Source organism: Mucilaginibacter sp. P4_D1 (assembly GCF_056401935.1).
Genome location: NZ_JBFUIJ010000014.1, coordinates 19,578 through 36,128 on the forward strand (window position 1 = coordinate 19,578; position 16,551 = coordinate 36,128).

Here is a 16,551-nt window from a genome sequence, read left to right on the forward strand (position 1 = left end):
TTATAATAATGGTAAATAATATAATACCCGATAGCTTTACAAATGTTTAGTATAAATAATTTAAAGCTATTACATCATTCGGGTTAAAGGTGCGATCGGTACCTGATGAACAAGCCAGCATCCATGAGCCAGCATCGGCCTTTGTTGGTGTACCGGGGATGTTAATTGCACCTATACCAGCACTTCCTTCATTAGATTTGCGACCACCACAGCTAAATGCGCGGTTCATGTAATCGGTATGGCGGAAACCTATGCAATGACCTATTTCGTGCTGTAAAACCGAAGTTAAGTAATTTACATCGGGATTGGTGCCGTATGCCTGGGCATTGGTATTCATTTGAATTTGGTTATAAGGATCGCCGGCTGATGTTGGGAACCCRGAAGAGCCCAGGGTAATGTACCCACCGCTTGGCCCCTCGTTAAAACCTATTACCTGGATATTGCCTCCGCTGCTTACAATCTGGAATTTAATGGTGAGGTTTAACGCGTTGTAACGGGCAACAGCGGCGCTTGTAGCTGTTGCATAAACAGTTGGCAGGTTTGATACCGAAACGGTAATCGTTCTGGGCAGGCTTTTAACCAGATTGGTGGTTCGGTACTGCTCATTCTCGGCAATCCTTAAATTAGGGCTTGTACTTGCTTCTGATAAATTAGCTGCTGTTAAGAGGATGTCGCCTTCTACCAGGTAATTATCACCCTGCTTTCTGACTTCATCTGTACTGAAACCCAGGTCACTTATTTTCTTTAATACATCTGCCGAAACTGCCGTTGTTTGCTTTGCCGGCTGGCTGTTATTTTTAGTACAAGAAAATAGAACAGACGCAGCAACAGCGGCGCCAAGGCCAATTGTTAGTAATACTTTGTTTTTCATGTGTGTTTTTCGTGTTAAGTTATGTTCGTAAGGTTTTCCTAAAAACTACAATTGGCTGGCCAGCATTGAAAAAATATAATTTATCGGGTAATTATATTATTCGGTTAATTGTATTCAATTACAATTTTAATTTTTAGTTAAGCGTAAATTAATTTATATTTTTCTAAAAAACAAAAAATGACAATTAATTTTTTTCTGAATTAAACATATAACCCCTTGGCTATTTGTGAATTTGCTATTACTTATTCATTAACAAACGCACAAAGCGGAAGCAGATACAGGGCACAGCAATACCCTAACGAACGCCGGTCTGCAAAAAGAAGTCTTGATAGCGTACCATGTCCAAGAATGGATATAAGCTAAAAGAGGCCGATTATGGCCTCTTTTTTAATATGATCTCTCACTTGTTTTTTTGGGAATTTGGCCAATCGTGAAAAAATTATTGGCCTCCCGTTTAACTACTTATTTTTTGGGTTATATTTCTAATCACGTCGTCCAATTCATTTGCCGACAAATCTAAATATTCCAGTATCGTTTCCCTTTCAGGGTCATCCGGGGCAAGATTTTTAATAATCGGAATTAGCCCCATTATCCTCACCAGCGGCGCCCTGATAATGTGCGATTGGATCCATGATATTTCTTTGAGTTTTTTGTTTTGCTTTTCAATTTCAATGATATGTTTCAGCTGGTCGGTAATATCATGGGCTATAATTAGTTTGGCTTTTTTACCTTTATAATCCATGCAATTACTCTGAATATCAACCTGGATAAGTTCGCCGTCCTTCTTTTTATGTACAAATGTTCCCCTTTTAGTCAGCCCATCCGTATTCCCGGGCTCTTTTATGAGCTTCTCCACTTTTGCAATATCCTCCTGTGGCCTGATGTCCCTTATCGTCATCGATAAAAATTCATCGCGGCTGTAGCCATATTTTTTTATGGCAGCGACATTTACGTCCAAAAAACGCAAGGTCTCAATATCCACCACCCATTTGGGCAAGGGACTTAAATCAAATAAATCACTGTATCTTTTTTCTGATTCAAGTAATAGCAGGTTTGCTATTTTACGTTCGGTAATGTCTTTAAAAAATACAGATAGGCCATCCTCAGTGGGGTATGCGCTAATGTCGTACCATTTTTCTAACGGGGTAAAATAGTCTTCAAAGTGCACATATTGTTTAAGCGCCATTGCCTCATGGTACTTGTTATAGGACTCGGAATTTACCGAACCTGCAAATACATCCCATAAATTTTTTCCTAAAATGGTATTCCTCGGCGTTTTCAGCACCTTCTCTGCCGTATTGTTCCAGTAGGTAACAGTCCAATCATTGTTTACAGCAAAAAAAGCATCACCTATGCTTTCCAAAATCCTGTTTCTCTCTTCAGATAATTGTCTTCGCTCAAGTGTAAACTGTACCTCCTTTTGCATTTCGGTCATTTTTATACTCTGGCCAACCTGTAATTCGTTGTACTTTTTGAGCTGAAACGCCCATAGGGCGCAAATAAAAGAGATAATTGCTGTCAGAAATATGTGTATACCAAATGTGCGAAGATCAAAATAACTGAGTTGGGTAAAATACATTTCTGGCAGGCCGGCATCCTGAAGATAACTGAATAGCCCGTGGTGAATAACAACCACCACAATTATAGGAATTTGAAGTTTCCAGTTTTGATAGGTGATCATTGCGGCGCAACCAATGAAAGCAAAAAAATGCATTTCAAACATCCCGTGCATCTGGTAAATAAACTGCGCCATAAATAAACCCAATATTGCACTTAAAACATATTGGTAAAGGGTTGAACCCGGCAACAGTATTTTTGTAGAATAGTACGCAGCAAGGCAAATACTCCCTACTCCGATAGCAATGAGCCAGGTATCGTAAAAGCTTGCTAAAAAAAGCCCAACCAGCAAATAAGCGGCCAAAAAATAATTCATTATTTTATCCGACCGTTCTTTTACCCCAAAAAGGAGTGCATCAGGCTGATCGGTTAATGAAAGTTGGTTATGCATACTTAAATAATCATTTATTACAGTCAGGAAGCCGGCAGCCGTACGCCTGTAGCGCAAGTTCATTAAAAGCCAGCTTAGGTTGCATACCTAATATTCCTTTTATAGCCATTGCCGCATAGCTTGTTTTTTCATTAGTACAATACCTGCTGCGGTTATAGTTGCCCCGATAATATAATTCATGCCTCGAATTTAGCAGCACCGCCTGCGGAGTTGAATATACGCCACAAGCCTTAGCGATAGATTGATCAAATATCACCGGAATACTGAGGCCCAATTTATCCTGTATTTGTTTGGTCGTATAATAGTTATTATTTAATACTACAACAGCAAACTTTACCTGGCTGCCATATTGATTTACCAGCGATTTAAAAGCAGTTAAGTTAAACCGCGAACAGGCGCAATCGGGGTTAAAAAAGTGCAGGAAAACGGGCTGCTTATTTTCCTTTTTTAATTGCCCTCCAAAGCTAACAAACTGGCCCTGGTAAACCGGCATATAGTTTTTGGGTACCGGGGTTGGCAACTGATAAACAAATTCATTGTACCAGAATAAAGCTGCGGCCGCGCCAAATAAAAAAATCAACCAAATAGCCACCACCAGCTTTTTCATCCTGTTTTTTACGTAAGGGGCGTTTAAAAGTTACTTATTTATAATAAGATATAGTTAGCCGCCGATATAATCAGCAGAGAATGGATACGCCACATCCAGCCGGCAATTCAAATATTTGGTAAAACAGGTAACTGTACTTTATTTAGCCGATCAAAGACTCCCCAGTTTCCCTAACTTTCAAAAAGATTACAAAAAAAAGATAAAAACAGTTTTTTTTCCTATCATTACGGATGCGATTTTATCTGGGAACCCTTACCCTCTTATTTTTCCTTATTTCGGCCAATGGCTCTGCGCATGCAACACGCCGCGCGGTTCGCAAAAATCATAAAACAACCAAATCTGCAAAAAGGCATAAACATTTTACCGTATATACCAGGCCTGTAATTGACACAGCCATTTCAACAGGATGCGCCAGCCCCGAAGAATTGATAACTTTTGCAAAATCGCTGCAAGGCATCCGGTACAGGTTTGGATCAACCAATCCCGAAAAAGGTTTTGACTGTTCGGGATTTGTTAACTATGTATTTAATCATTTTGGCATTGCTATCCCCAGGAGTTCGGTTGACTTTACCGATGTACAGGGCGGAGTTGATTTAAGGGATGCCAAATTTGGCGACCTGATATTATTTACCGGTACCAAAAAACATACCCGCAGGGCCGGCCATATCGGCATTATTGTATCTATGYCCGGCGAACCAATTCAGTTTATCCATTCCACATCTGGCGAAGCAAATGGTGTAACCCTGACAACAATGAATGATTATTACATGGGCCGTTATATGCGTACAATCCGTGTATTTTCTGATAATAACCAGGCCTATACTTACCCTGAAACTGCTTCGCGTTAAACTTGAGCTATTGCCGCAGGTAAACATCTACTAAGACTTTTCCCGGAACAATTAACAACCTTAAAACGAACGGGATACAAATATCCGGGGATATTATCGCTGAAACTCGCCCTTAATGTCAAAAGTTATCATACCTTTGCAGCCCATCAAAACAGTGCGGGATGGAGCAGTTGGTAGCTCGTCGGGCTCATAACCCGAAGGTCGTAGGTTCGAGTCCTGCTCCCGCTACATTTAAGTCGAAAGCCTCAAGTCAAAAGATTTGAGGCTTTTTGTTTGGGTTAACCGGGGACTATCGTGTATAAAATGTGTGCATGTAGGTTACATCTACTCCCAACAAAAAAGCCACCCTACTTTCGTAAAACGGCTTTGTACCCTATGAGAATCAAACGCCATAGACCCGATATTATTTAAAGGTATTTTTTGCCTGTTTGTACTTCAAAAAAAATCGCCAGCGATAATAAACCCGCCTGTAAATCGATGGCAAACGTTTCCGCAACATCTTAAAAAAACATGCTTATCACAAAGATTTTGTTGCCGCTATCAACCAATTTTTCAGTCAAAAAAATTAAGGTTATTCCAAAGCTAATCACGTTTTAACTTTTGCAACAACGGTAGTTGAGGGTGAATTTGGTATAAGTTGACAAATGTTGTGTTTTTATGTTAAAAAATTGGGTACTTGAACCTGCTTCAAAAGTAATTTTACTCCTGCACAGCTGCTACAATTCTAATTAAATAGCTGCTGAATTATAAACCAATAAGCCGATCGGCAAGTTCTGTTAATGTTTCGATTTAAGGTATAATCTTGATCGGCCTGTTTATTACAATTAGTTGTATTCAGGAAACGTACAAACAGGCCCGGCTTCACAATCGATTGCAAACCTTTTATGAGGGATATTTATGAGGGAATAAATTAAAAATTTTGTTTTGCCGGTTGCAGATTGTGACCCGCATTAAACTACACCGGTATCCATGTTATCTATCTTATAACTAAAAAATCCAATCCTGATACAGCTACCGGTTAAGCCACTAATTTAAGTAAACCGATCTTTTATTAAACCAATGGAGTGTAGTTAAACCATATGACTTATAACTGTGGGTAAGTGTAATCCATCCATAAGTTAACCATATGTAATAGCCGAACATGTTTGATAAAAGCGCTAAATCTTACCAATTTCTAAACCAACGTTTTCAATTAACAAACCAAAATATGAAAAAAAAATATTTACTAAGTACTTTCATGAGAATGACGGTTGTAATAGTATTTATAAGCATTACTATTATAAGTTCCGCGTTTGCGGCTAATGGCCCGGCCAATCTGCCGTATACGGATGTGATAAAAGCCAACGTGAACAAGGTTATAACCGGTAAGGTAACCGATGAAACCGGATTAGCATTACCAGGGGTAACCGTTACCCAAAAAGGCACCACCAATGCCGTTGGAACCGATGTCAATGGTACATTCCGCATTGAAGTACCCAACGACCAGGCGGTACTTGTTTTTACTTTTGTAGGCTATGCCCCGAAAGAAATTACCGTTTCCGACAAATCGGTAATTAACGTATCGTTAAGGAGTGATTCCAGGTCATTAAATGAGGTTGTTGTTGTTGGTTATGGCACGCAAAAGCGTGCTAACGTAACAGGTGCTGTTTCGTCCGTAAGTGGCAAAACAATATCAGCTTTACCCGTTGGCGGTGTCGATCAGGCTTTACAAGGCCGGGTGGCAGGTTTAACGGTTACCAATAATGGCTCGCCGGGTTCGGCGCCTATAGTACAGATACGCGGTGTAAGTTCTGTGGGTTATGGGTCTGATCCTTTGTATATTATTGATGGTTTTCCGGGTTCAATCGGCAGTCTCGATCCAAGAGATATACAATCAGTTGATGTACTTAAAGACGCCAGCGCCGCGGCGATTTACGGTTCACGGGCCACTAACGGCGTTATCATCATTACAACCAAAAAGGGTTCAAGTGGTAAAGTTGTGTTAAGCTTCGATTCGTATGTCGGTTCTCAGGGAGTTACTAAAAAGTACGACCTTCTGAATACAAACCAATATCTGCAATACGAAAGAGCTTTGAACGGTGCAGCCGGCATTGGCATACCGCCGCGTTTACAACCGGCAAATTTTAATCAGCCTATTTACGCGGGCTCTTCGCAAACCTTCGCCCAAACCAATACAGACTGGCAGAGCGCTTACTTCAGAAAAGGACCTGTACAACAGCACTCTGTTTCGTTAAGCGGAGGGAATGAGAATTCGCGCATATTTACATCTGCCAGTTACTTTAATCAGGATGGTATTACCGTAGGAACAAGTTTCAGCCGTAAAAGCTACCGAATGAATTCTGATCATAATTTGAACAAGTTTATAACAATAGGCGAAACGTTCAATGTTTCGGAAACCCGCCAGCGGTTTGGGATTCCCCCAGGCAACAGAACGCCTATTACCAATGTAATAAGGATGCAGCCATACATACCTGTTTACAATCCGAATAATCAAGGCGGTTTCTTTGGCCCTCAAAGCAGTTTTGACGGTGCCGACCCGGTAAACCCGGTGGAACAGGCGTTAATTAACGAAAACCGGAATTTTGGTGTTGGAATACGCGGTAACGCTTATTTAACGGTTAAGTTTACGCCATGGCTTAAATTCAATTCAACCTATGGTATTGATTACGGAACCAACAGGCAGGAGCAGTATACCCCAATATATAATGATGGTGGTACCTCAAGCAATCCGCTTGCATCTATAACCGAAAATACCGGATCGGGTACCACTACGTTGTATACACAACAATTAACCTTCGACCATACTTTTGCCAGCAAACACCACGTTTCGGCCCTGGCAGTTTACGAAGTGCAAACCAACCGCGGCGATAGTCAAAACTCTTTTGGTAACCAAAACAACAACACTATTCGCACGCTTAACAACGCCACAAACACCACCACCAATTACACTTATGGCACAAACGTGCTTCATTCATTAGTAGGCAGGGTTGGGTATGATTTTGAAGGGAAGTATTTAATTTCCGGTTCAATACGCCGCGATGGCTTATCGGTTTGGGCCCCCGGTCACAAATATGAAAATTTCCCTGCTGCTTCAGTAGGCTGGAAAGTTGATCAGGAAAGCTTCATGAAGGATGTAAAATCGGTAAGTGAACTGAAGATACGCGGCGGTTATGGTGTTACCGGGATAAACGGAACCGTTTTGGGAAATTATCCTTACGTTTCCAATGTATCTGCAGGCGGCACAACATATCCGTTTGGCAACCTGGCAACTGGTGCCAACTCAGGTAACGGTTCTTACTACAGTGCATTAAGTAATTATTTTCTTCATTGGGAAATAACCAAATCAACAAACATTGGTTTCGACCTGGGCTTATTTCAAAACGCGTTTACCCTATCGGCCGAGGTTTATAAAAGAAAAACTGAAAACTTAATCTTAACAGTACCGGTACCACCAAGCGAAGGTGTTGGCGCCCCGCTGGCAAATGTTGGCTCGATGGAAAACAAAGGGGTGGAAATAACTTTAGGTTATCATAAAACATCCAACGACTTCAAATATGATATCACAGGCGTATTTGGATTAAGCAGAAATAAGGTTACCTCGTTAACAGGCGCAGCAAATGGTACTATAACTGCAGGCGGTGATGCTGATTTTGGTGGCGGCGGTCCGCTTACCAATACCTCGATTGGTCAATCTATCCAGTATTTCTACGGCTATGTGGTAGAGGGCATATTCCAAAATGCAGCTGATGTAAGCGGCCACGCAACTCAAACAGGTGCAGCACCGGGCGACCTGAAATTTAAGGACATTAATAATGATCATGTAATTGATGCTAATGACAGGGTTAACCTGGGCAGTTACCTCCCTAAATTTACCTATTCATTAAATTACTCTGCCAGTTACAAGAACTTTGACCTTGCCTTATTTTTCCAGGGCGTGTATGGCAATAAAATATTCAACGCCGAGAAAATCATCTCTCAGGGCATGTCGAGGTTATTTAACTCAGATGTTGCAGTGCTAAATGCCTGGACAACCACCAACACCAATACCAATATCCCAAGGGCAATTTCAGGAGATCCGAACTCGAATGTAAGGCCATCATCCCGCTGGGTTGAAAGCGGCTCATACCTTCGTTTAAAAAACCTACAGTTAGGTTACAATTTGCCAACGCCGTGGCTTAAATCGGCCAGCAGCAATTTAGTAAGCAAAGTGAGGATCTATTTATCATCAACAAACCTGTTCACCATTACAAAATACACCGGGCTTGATCCAGAGGTGGGTTCCAAAAACGGAACGCTTACAAACGGTATAGACTATGGCCAATATCCTTCGCCAAGGGTGTTCCAGGTAGGTTTACAGGCAACATTTTAACAATCATTAAATTGATATATTATGAAACATAGAAAAATTTATTTATTGTCAACCGTTATTTTATTAGCGATAACGGTGATCGCATTATCCTGTAAAAAAACAGCACTGGATACTTCTGATCCAAATAACCTTACTACAGCCAACTATTATAAAACAGCAGCGCAATTAAAGTCGGGAGTTAATGCCATTTATGCGGTTATGCATCAAAACAACCTGGTATCTCGGGAATGGTTTTACCTGCACGATACAAGAAGCGACGAGGTAGCACCAGGCGGCGGGCAACTGGAAGCCCCAAGACTCCAGTTGCTTAACAATACCGATGACCCTACAAACTCGGTGATGAACTCTGTATGGAACGGCTGGTACACGGTAATTTTCCGTGCAAATGTTGTTACAGATAATGCGCCAAATGTTACCGATGACGCAGCAGACGCTAAAAAATCAGTAGGCGAAGCAAAATTTTTGCGCGCATGGGCTTACTTTGACCTGGTTAGTATGTGGGGCGGGGTGCCACTGGTAACATCAGTGCCAAAAAGCCCAACAGACTTTAAGCCACGTGCCGATGTTGCTGCCGTATATGCACAGATTGTTCAGGACCTTACAGATGCTGCAGCAGCACTTCCGGGTAAATCATCTACTGATAAGGGAAGGGCCACAGCAGCTGCCGCTAATGCTTTACTTGGCAGGGTACTAATGCAACAAGGTGATTATGCCGCCGCTAAAGCCGCATTGCTTAAGATACCTACCTCCGGGGCCGATGGCTATTCCTTAACTCCACGCTATTTAGATAATTTTGAGTTAGCAACTGAATTTAACCAGGAGTCTATTTTTGAAGTTGTATTTGTAGATAAGGGAACTAACGGTTACAACTGGGGTGGCGAAAGTGCAACCGAGGACCAGGCAACAGTTAGAAACCAGGAATATAACCCTGTTGCATGGAGAAATCTTATCCCCTCAAACAAATACCTTAATGAATTTGAAAATGCGGCAACGGGTGCTGTGAAAACAGACCCCCGTTTCTCGTATAGCGTTTATCAATCCGGCGACAAGTATAACAATGGTCAAAGCACTTTAACCGATGCTGATCAAAATGGTAACTCCTCGGTTCTTAACGGTGTTACCAAAAAGATAAGCTGGCGTAAATTCATGATCATTTACCAGGAAAGCGCCGCAACTGCTGGTTTCCACCCGGGTGGTAACAACCAGCGCATTATACGCTACTCAGAAATTTTGCTTGACCTTGCCGAATGTGCTAATGAAACCGGCGATATTGCCGGGGCCGTAGCTTACCTTAACCAGGTGCGTGCAAGAGCAGATGTTGCCATGCCTCCTTATCCAACAGCTCAATTCCCGGTAACATCCAAAAGCGACGTGGTTAAAGCCATCATGCACGAAAAAATGGTAGAGCTGGGCGATGAAGAAGTACGTAACATCGATATTTTAAGATGGCGTAAGAAAGGGTATTTTACCACCGAGCCTATTGCCGGATTCCATGCCAACAGAGACGAATTATTACCTATACCTCAAGCCGAACTGGATAATAACCCATTAGTTAGCGGTCATCAAAACCCAGGCTATTAATTTATTTTGCAGTTAATTTAAAAGCGGGCGGCCTAAAAGCCGCCTGCTTTTTTCTTATATTTAAATTACATTTTATGAAGAGGCTCCTCATAGGTTTTACCATTGCTGTATCACTTTGGTCGTGTAAAAAGCATACGCTATTTGTGCAAGTGCCATCTTCCGGCTCGGGTATTGTGTTTAATAACCTGATCACAGAAAACGACTCCATTAACCCCATTGATAACGCTACTGTATATAATGGCGGAGGCGTAGGCATAGGCGATTTTAATAACGATGGATTACAGGATATTTACTTTGTAGGCAATATGGTGCCCAATAAGCTATATATCAACAAGGGGAACTTCAGGTTTGACAATGCTACTGCAATAGCAGGGGTAGATGGTAAGGGACGCTGGGGAAAGGGTGCTGCTGTAATTGATATCAATAACGACGGTTTGCCCGATATATACGTATGTAATTCGTTTTCCAACGATCCTCAAAAAAGGCAAAACCTGCTGTATGTAAACAAGGGGATCAATAAGGATGGTATTCCTGTATTTAACGAGGAGGCAAAGGAATACGGCCTTGATATTCGGCTATTCTCGACGATGGCGAGTTTCTTTGACTATGATAATGACGGCGACCTTGACATGTACTTAACCGTTAACGAGCCAAACCCAGCTGAGTTTCCCAACCAATTCAGGCCGATTAATATTACCGGCACCGGCAGAAGCATGGGACGATTGTACCGGAACGATTGGGACCCGAAACTTAAGCACCCTGTATTTACAGATGTGTCATTAGCAGCCGGCATCAAGATTGAAGGTTACGGGCATGCTGCAACTATAGCTGATATTAACCTTGATGGCTGGAAAGATATATATGTTACCAACGACTTCCTATCTAACAATATCCTGTACATCAATAACCATGATGGCACCTTTACAGATAAGTCGAAGTCGTATTTTAAACATACCTCGTTCAATGCCATGGGACAGGATATTGAGGACATCAACAATGATGGGCTGGCCGATATATTTGAACTGGACATGAGCCCTGCCGATAATTACCGAAAAAAAATGATGTCGGGACCGAGCAGCTATAATACCATTCAAAATTTCGACCATTATGGCTATCAATATCAATACGTCCGAAACACATTACAGCTGAACCAGGGTCCATCTATGGGAGAAAATAACCAGGTTGGCCCCCCGGCATTTAGCGAGGTTGGCTTTTTAAGCGGCGTAGCCCAAACAGACTGGAGCTGGACCCCGATGGTAACCGATTTTGATAATGACGGTTACCGGGATGTTATTGTTACCAACGGTTACCCGCGCGATGTTACAGATCATGATTTTATCGCTTACAGATCCAATGCATTTTTAATAACGCCAAAGAAGGAAGTTCTCAAGCAGATACCATCAGTTAAAATTCACAATTACGGCTTCCGTAACCAGGATGGTTTGCAATTTAAGGATGTGAGCCTGGATTGGGGCCTGGGTATCCCCTCATTTTCAAATGGTGCAGCCTATGCCGACCTGAATAATGACGGTGCAATGGACCTTGTGATTAATAATATTAATGACGAGGCGTTAATTTATAAAAATACCGCCGGCGAGGACGCGGAAAACGTGCAGCACTACCTCAACATACAATTTAAGGGCCCAAATCAGAATGTAGAGGGAATTGGAACCTTTGTTGATATATATTACCAACACGGTTTACACCAGGTTTATGAAAACAACCCTTACCGGGGCTATCTTACCAGTATTCAGCCTATAGCACATTTTGGGTTAGGCAAATGCAAAACCATAGATTCGGTAGTTGTTAAATGGCCCAACAAATACAGGCAAACATTTTTAAATGTAGCTGCCGATCAAACTTTGGCTGCAAACATTAATAATGCCGGCCAAACCTATACATGGGCAAATCCGGGGCAACTAAAAAGCCCGTTATTTACCAATATCACCGGCAAAAGCGCTGTTAAATACATTCATCGTGACACAGATTATACAGACTTTAATATTCAAAAGCTTTTGCCGCATAAACTTTCAGAATATAATCCGGCGCTGTCAGTCGGCGATATTAACAGTGATGGMTTAGATGATATAGTTGTCGGTGGAAATTTGAAAAATCCGGCTCAGATTTTTTTTCAACAAAAGAACGGCACATTTATACAACGGGGCCTTTTAGAAGGAAAGAAATATGAGCACCCCTATCTTGATGGCGGAATTCTGATTTTCGACTCAAACGGCGATAGATTTCCTGATGTACTAATTACCGGCAGTGGTTATAAGACAGCCGCAAACGATCTGGCATACCAGGACCGCTTATATATTAACGACGGCAAAGGCCATTTTGCGCTTGCAAAAGATGCGTTGCCGGTCTGTTTTAAAAGTAAGTTGTGTGTAAGGGCTTTTGACTTTAACAACGACGGCAAATTAGATTTGTTTATTTCGGGACGGGTGGAGCCATGGAGATACCCCGAACCGGTGAATAGCTATATTTTAAGAAATGACACAAAGGACGGAAAAGTAAAATTCACAGATGTAACTGGTGAAGTTGCCCCAGACTTAAAAAAGATAGGGTTGATATGCGATGCCATTTTTAGTGATTTTGACAACGATGGTAAAACAGATTTGATATTGGCAGGAGAATGGATGCCGCTAACCGTCCTGAAAAACACAGGCGGTAAATTTGTTAACGTCACAACCAAAACCGGCCTTAGCAATAAAACCGGGTGGTGGAACTCAATAGTTGCGGGCGATTTCAGGCATACAGGCAGAATGGATTACATAGTGGGTAATACCGGCCTCAATACCCTTTACCAGGCCAGTGACGAATTCCCGGCCTTTATTACAGCAGGCGACTTTGACAAGAGAAACCGGTTTGATGCATTTCCATCATTGTACCTGCCGGGTAAAGACGACGTTAAACGGGAATACCCGGCAAATGTAAGGGAGGATGCTATTAAGCAAATGATAACCCTGCGTGCCAAATTCACCAATTATCATTCATACGCCGAGGCTACGATGCAAGATGTGCTGAGCGCCGATCAAATGAAAAATGCGTTACGGCTTAAAGCCACCGAGTTAAGGTCCTGCTATTTCAGGAACGATGGCGAAGGTAAATTCACGATAATTCCCCTGCCAGTTGAAGCGCAGGTTTCTGTATTGAATGGGATGGTGGCCGACGATTTTGACGCGGACGGCAATCTCGATCTGTTGATCAATGGAAATGATTTTGGCACCGACGTTTCTATTGGCAGGTATGATGCCTTAAATGGCTTACTGCTGAAGGGTAACGGCAAGGGTAATTTTGCGCCCATATCAATTGCGCGCAGTGGGATATATTTACCAGGAGATGGAAAAGCCCTTGTAAAATTAAAGGGTGCAAACAATAATTATCTGATGGCGGCAAGCGAACATTTAGGGCCGCTCCAGATTTTTCAATTAAATGCTAAAGTATCTATGTTAAAATTAGATGATACAGATCAAAGCGCTGTTATAACATACAAAAATGGCAGCCAGGCTAAACAGGAATTTTACTATGGCAGTTCGTTTCTTTCCCAATCGTCCAGGTTTATTCTTATTAACGATAAAATAGCACAGGTATCAATAAAAAACACCTCAGGGACAAGCAGGCTTTTTAAATTCTAAATCAAATATCGCCGCAGGGCGATTAGTTGGTTGGCTATTTTAACAAAGGTACTTCAACCAGGGCAACTCTGATCATCGTTCACGGCACGCTGAGTGGTAAAATTTCGCGAAAYTCTGAAGGAGGAATGACATCGTAAAAAAGGGMTGTCATGGTGAGCYYGTCGAACCATAGCGGGCAAAGGCCTCTCCRSGCGACCCTTCGACAGGCTSAGGGTGACAGGCCMRCGCACYTCGAAAAGAAAACATGTCATRGGTAGCGATGACCAGGGTTCCCCTTTTTATCCTGGAGCAGGCGCAATAACCTAACTTAAAAACACCCTCGCCTTTACATGCCAGCCATTTGCATTTGCATCGCGGGCTCGCTTGTATTAAATTTAAGTGGCTTCAAATTAAGTGGGGTTAACTTGCCATCCTCCGTTATTTCCAGGAATTGATTGGGCTTTACATCGTAAAAATGCTGCACAGTACCGCTGCCTGCCCATCGTATCTCGATGTCATCAATCATTTTGGCCTGTCCTATCCCTATCTCCTGCCTTAGCGGAGATGAGCCGAAGCTGCCGCCGGAATTTACATCCTTGAACACACTTCGCTGTACGCCATTTTCTGTGAAGGTTACCTTTATTCTTGAGCCAATAGCCGACTTATTTGAGTGTGTTCCCACCAATTTTAAACCCACCCAACTATTATTATTTTGACCCGGATTAAGGTATAATGCGCTTTTGTAGGCATCGCCTATATAAGCGCCGCCCATTTCAATAAAAATATCCTGCAACCCGTTATTTCTAAAATCGGCAAATGATACGCCATGCCCCTTTTGCAAATTGCCGGTACGCGATGAACTGGTTACATCGGCAAATTTTTTGCCGCCAATATTTCTGAAAAGCTTGTTAGGTATCAGTGATCCAAAATCGGGATTGCCGGTACCAAAATAAATATCGGGATAGCCGTCATTATCAATATCGCCAAAATTGCCTCCCATGCTAAAAACTGCCTTGTTCAGCCCAACATCGTGGGTTACATTGGTAAAAGTACCATCGCGGTTGTTTTTAAAAAGAAAAATATTGCCATTATCTGCCACTGGGGTACCCAACGCCTCCAATGCGGCGTAATATCCCAAGGTTGTGTTAAAATTGTAACTGCTCAACAAAATATCGGGCCAGCCATCATTGTTGTAATCATAAAACCAGGTGGTAAATGTATTTTGTTTGATATTGATGCCTGCCTTTTCGGCTACATCATCAAAACCTACGTTGTTCCCTCCTTTACATTTATTTTTCAGCAAATATTTTCTTCCACTCATGGTAGATATAAAAATATCAGGCCAGCCATCATTATTGTAATCGGCCGATGTTACCCCTTTCACAAAGTCGTTGATCTGGCAATGGGCCTTTTGCGCCATTTCTTTAAAAGTACCATCATGATTATTCATATAGAGCGCAGATGGATGGTTATTGTTAGGGTTGGTTCCGCCATGGCTTTCCATCCCGATAAAAACATCAAGCCAGCCATCGTTATTAAAATCGGCCCATACGGCAGTTTGTGTAGGATGCATAAATTTAAGGCCGGCTGCAATGGTAACATCGGTAAACCTGCCGTTACCGTTGTTTTTAAGCAATGAACCCGGCTGGTTACCAAAACCATCCCGAAGCCAGCCTCCCCGCATGATAAAAATATCCGGACGGCCATCATTGTTGTAATCGGTTTGTTGGATATTTAGGCCGCCAACTTCATCCTGTAAGCCACTTTGAGCGGTACGGTCGCTAAAAGTCCCGTCGCCGTTGTTATGGAAGTAATGCATATGATCCTGCAGATCCATCCCCGATGTAATAATATCTATATATCCGTCGCCGTCAAAATCGTCGGCTATGGATCCGCCCGCCCTGCTGTTCAGGTTGATGCCAACATTTGCGGCTACATCTGTAAATGGTTTTACTTTGTACGGCCCGTCATCTGCATTTAAGTTAGGGATCAGGTATTGGGCAGGAACTTGCTCCGGATAGCCATTTAAGGTCATATAAGCAATATTTAACAGCCAGCGGGACTGGGCATCCTGTGGATTGCTTTTCAAAATATTCTCCAGTGCTCCAATTGCCTGCCGCGATCCTGTTTGAACCTGGTGTATGCCTGCCCCCTTAATAGGAAATATGCACGATGCCCCGTTGTGGCCAAGCATACAATTGGCACGTTCGCCCAAACGCATAAATGCAACAGCTTCATCGGGCTGTGTATTAACAGGGTTCATGTAACGCGGCAGCTTCGCAATTTTCGAATATATGTCAACAGCTTGTTGTTCGTGTCCTTCCTGTAACTCAAATAATGCTTTTTTCGATAATAGCTGCACATCATAATTTGGAGAACCGGCCTTTAACATCGAATCGCAGGAGGCAAGGCGGGCGTCGGAACTAAAAACATTTTGAGCGTTATAATTTCGCTTTTTAAGCTGTTGCAGCAAGTCGGCCATTTTTATTGGGGAGTGCGGCTTGCATGATAGTAGTAAACTACAAATAGCCGCAGCAAAAAACATGGTTATTTTGGCAAATCGTGATAGCATGATAATTGGTTAAAAAAACGACACGGATTTCTGCCCCTAACCATAAAAGGTGACCAGCTAAACAAATTCACTCGTAAA

General features: G+C 42.3%; 8 protein-coding genes and 1 tRNA gene. 5 read left to right on the forward strand and 4 right to left on the reverse strand.

The window, feature by feature from the left end; all coding sequences use genetic code 11:
• Positions 1-46 precede the first annotated feature (46 nt).
• From AC1DV1_RS14325 to AC1DV1_RS14335, 3 genes are all read right to left on the reverse strand, one after another.
• Positions 47-871, reverse strand: a complete 825-nt coding sequence (locus AC1DV1_RS14325; RefSeq protein WP_477360272.1) for a M57 family metalloprotease — start codon at positions 869-871, stop codon at positions 47-49.
• 454 nt (positions 872-1,325) lie between these two features.
• Entirely contained in the window at positions 1,326-2,942 is a 1,617-nt protein-coding gene (locus tag AC1DV1_RS14330; RefSeq protein WP_477360274.1) for a PAS domain-containing protein, read from the reverse strand.
• Entirely contained in the window at positions 2,890-3,486 is a 597-nt protein-coding gene (locus tag AC1DV1_RS14335) for a TlpA family protein disulfide reductase (protein WP_477360276.1), read from the reverse strand. The genes AC1DV1_RS14330 and AC1DV1_RS14335 overlap by 53 nt, the downstream gene beginning before the upstream one ends.
• A gap of 230 nt (positions 3,487-3,716) precedes the next feature.
• Here AC1DV1_RS14335 and AC1DV1_RS14340 point away from each other — a divergent pair, with 230 nt between their 5' ends.
• From AC1DV1_RS14340 to AC1DV1_RS14360, 5 genes are all read left to right on the forward strand, one after another.
• A complete protein-coding gene (locus AC1DV1_RS14340) occupies positions 3,717-4,334 on the forward strand; it encodes a C40 family peptidase (protein ID WP_477360278.1) in 618 nt (205 codons plus the stop codon).
• 155 nt (positions 4,335-4,489) lie between these two features.
• Positions 4,490-4,562: transfer RNA gene (locus AC1DV1_RS14345), tRNA-Met, on the forward strand.
• Between the two features lie 979 nt (positions 4,563-5,541).
• The gene (locus AC1DV1_RS14350) at positions 5,542-8,703 is read left to right on the forward strand and encodes a SusC/RagA family TonB-linked outer membrane protein (protein WP_477360280.1); all 3,162 of its coding nucleotides are present in this window, start codon (positions 5,542-5,544) and stop codon (positions 8,701-8,703) included.
• Positions 8,704-8,724: 21 nt separating this feature from the next.
• Positions 8,725-10,284: a RagB/SusD family nutrient uptake outer membrane protein gene (locus AC1DV1_RS14355; RefSeq protein WP_477360282.1), complete on the forward strand. Its 1,560-nt coding sequence runs from the start codon at positions 8,725-8,727 to the stop codon at positions 10,282-10,284.
• 74 nt (positions 10,285-10,358) lie between these two features.
• Positions 10,359-13,922: a VCBS repeat-containing protein gene (locus tag AC1DV1_RS14360; RefSeq protein ID WP_477360284.1), complete on the forward strand. Its 3,564-nt coding sequence runs from the start codon at positions 10,359-10,361 to the stop codon at positions 13,920-13,922.
• A gap of 325 nt (positions 13,923-14,247) precedes the next feature.
• On the opposite strand, the gene AC1DV1_RS14365 is transcribed toward AC1DV1_RS14360, so the two are convergent.
• A complete protein-coding gene (locus AC1DV1_RS14365; RefSeq protein ID WP_477360286.1) occupies positions 14,248-16,473 on the reverse strand; it encodes an FG-GAP-like repeat-containing protein in 2,226 nt (741 codons plus the stop codon).
• Positions 16,474-16,551: the final 78 nt, after the last annotated feature.

Coding starts and splice junctions, on each gene's coding strand:
- AC1DV1_RS14330 (WP_477360274.1), bottom strand. CDS start 2,942: ATGAACTTGCGCTACAGGCGTACGGCTGCCGGCTTCCTGACTGTAATA.
- AC1DV1_RS14335 (WP_477360276.1), bottom strand. CDS start 3,486: ATGAAAAAGCTGGTGGTGGCTATTTGGTTGATTTTTTTATTTGGCGCG.
- AC1DV1_RS14350 (WP_477360280.1), top strand. CDS start 5,542: ATGAAAAAAAAATATTTACTAAGTACTTTCATGAGAATGACGGTTGTA.
- AC1DV1_RS14355 (WP_477360282.1), top strand. CDS start 8,725: ATGAAACATAGAAAAATTTATTTATTGTCAACCGTTATTTTATTAGCG.
- AC1DV1_RS14365 (WP_477360286.1), bottom strand. CDS start 16,473: ATGCTATCACGATTTGCCAAAATAACCATGTTTTTTGCTGCGGCTATT.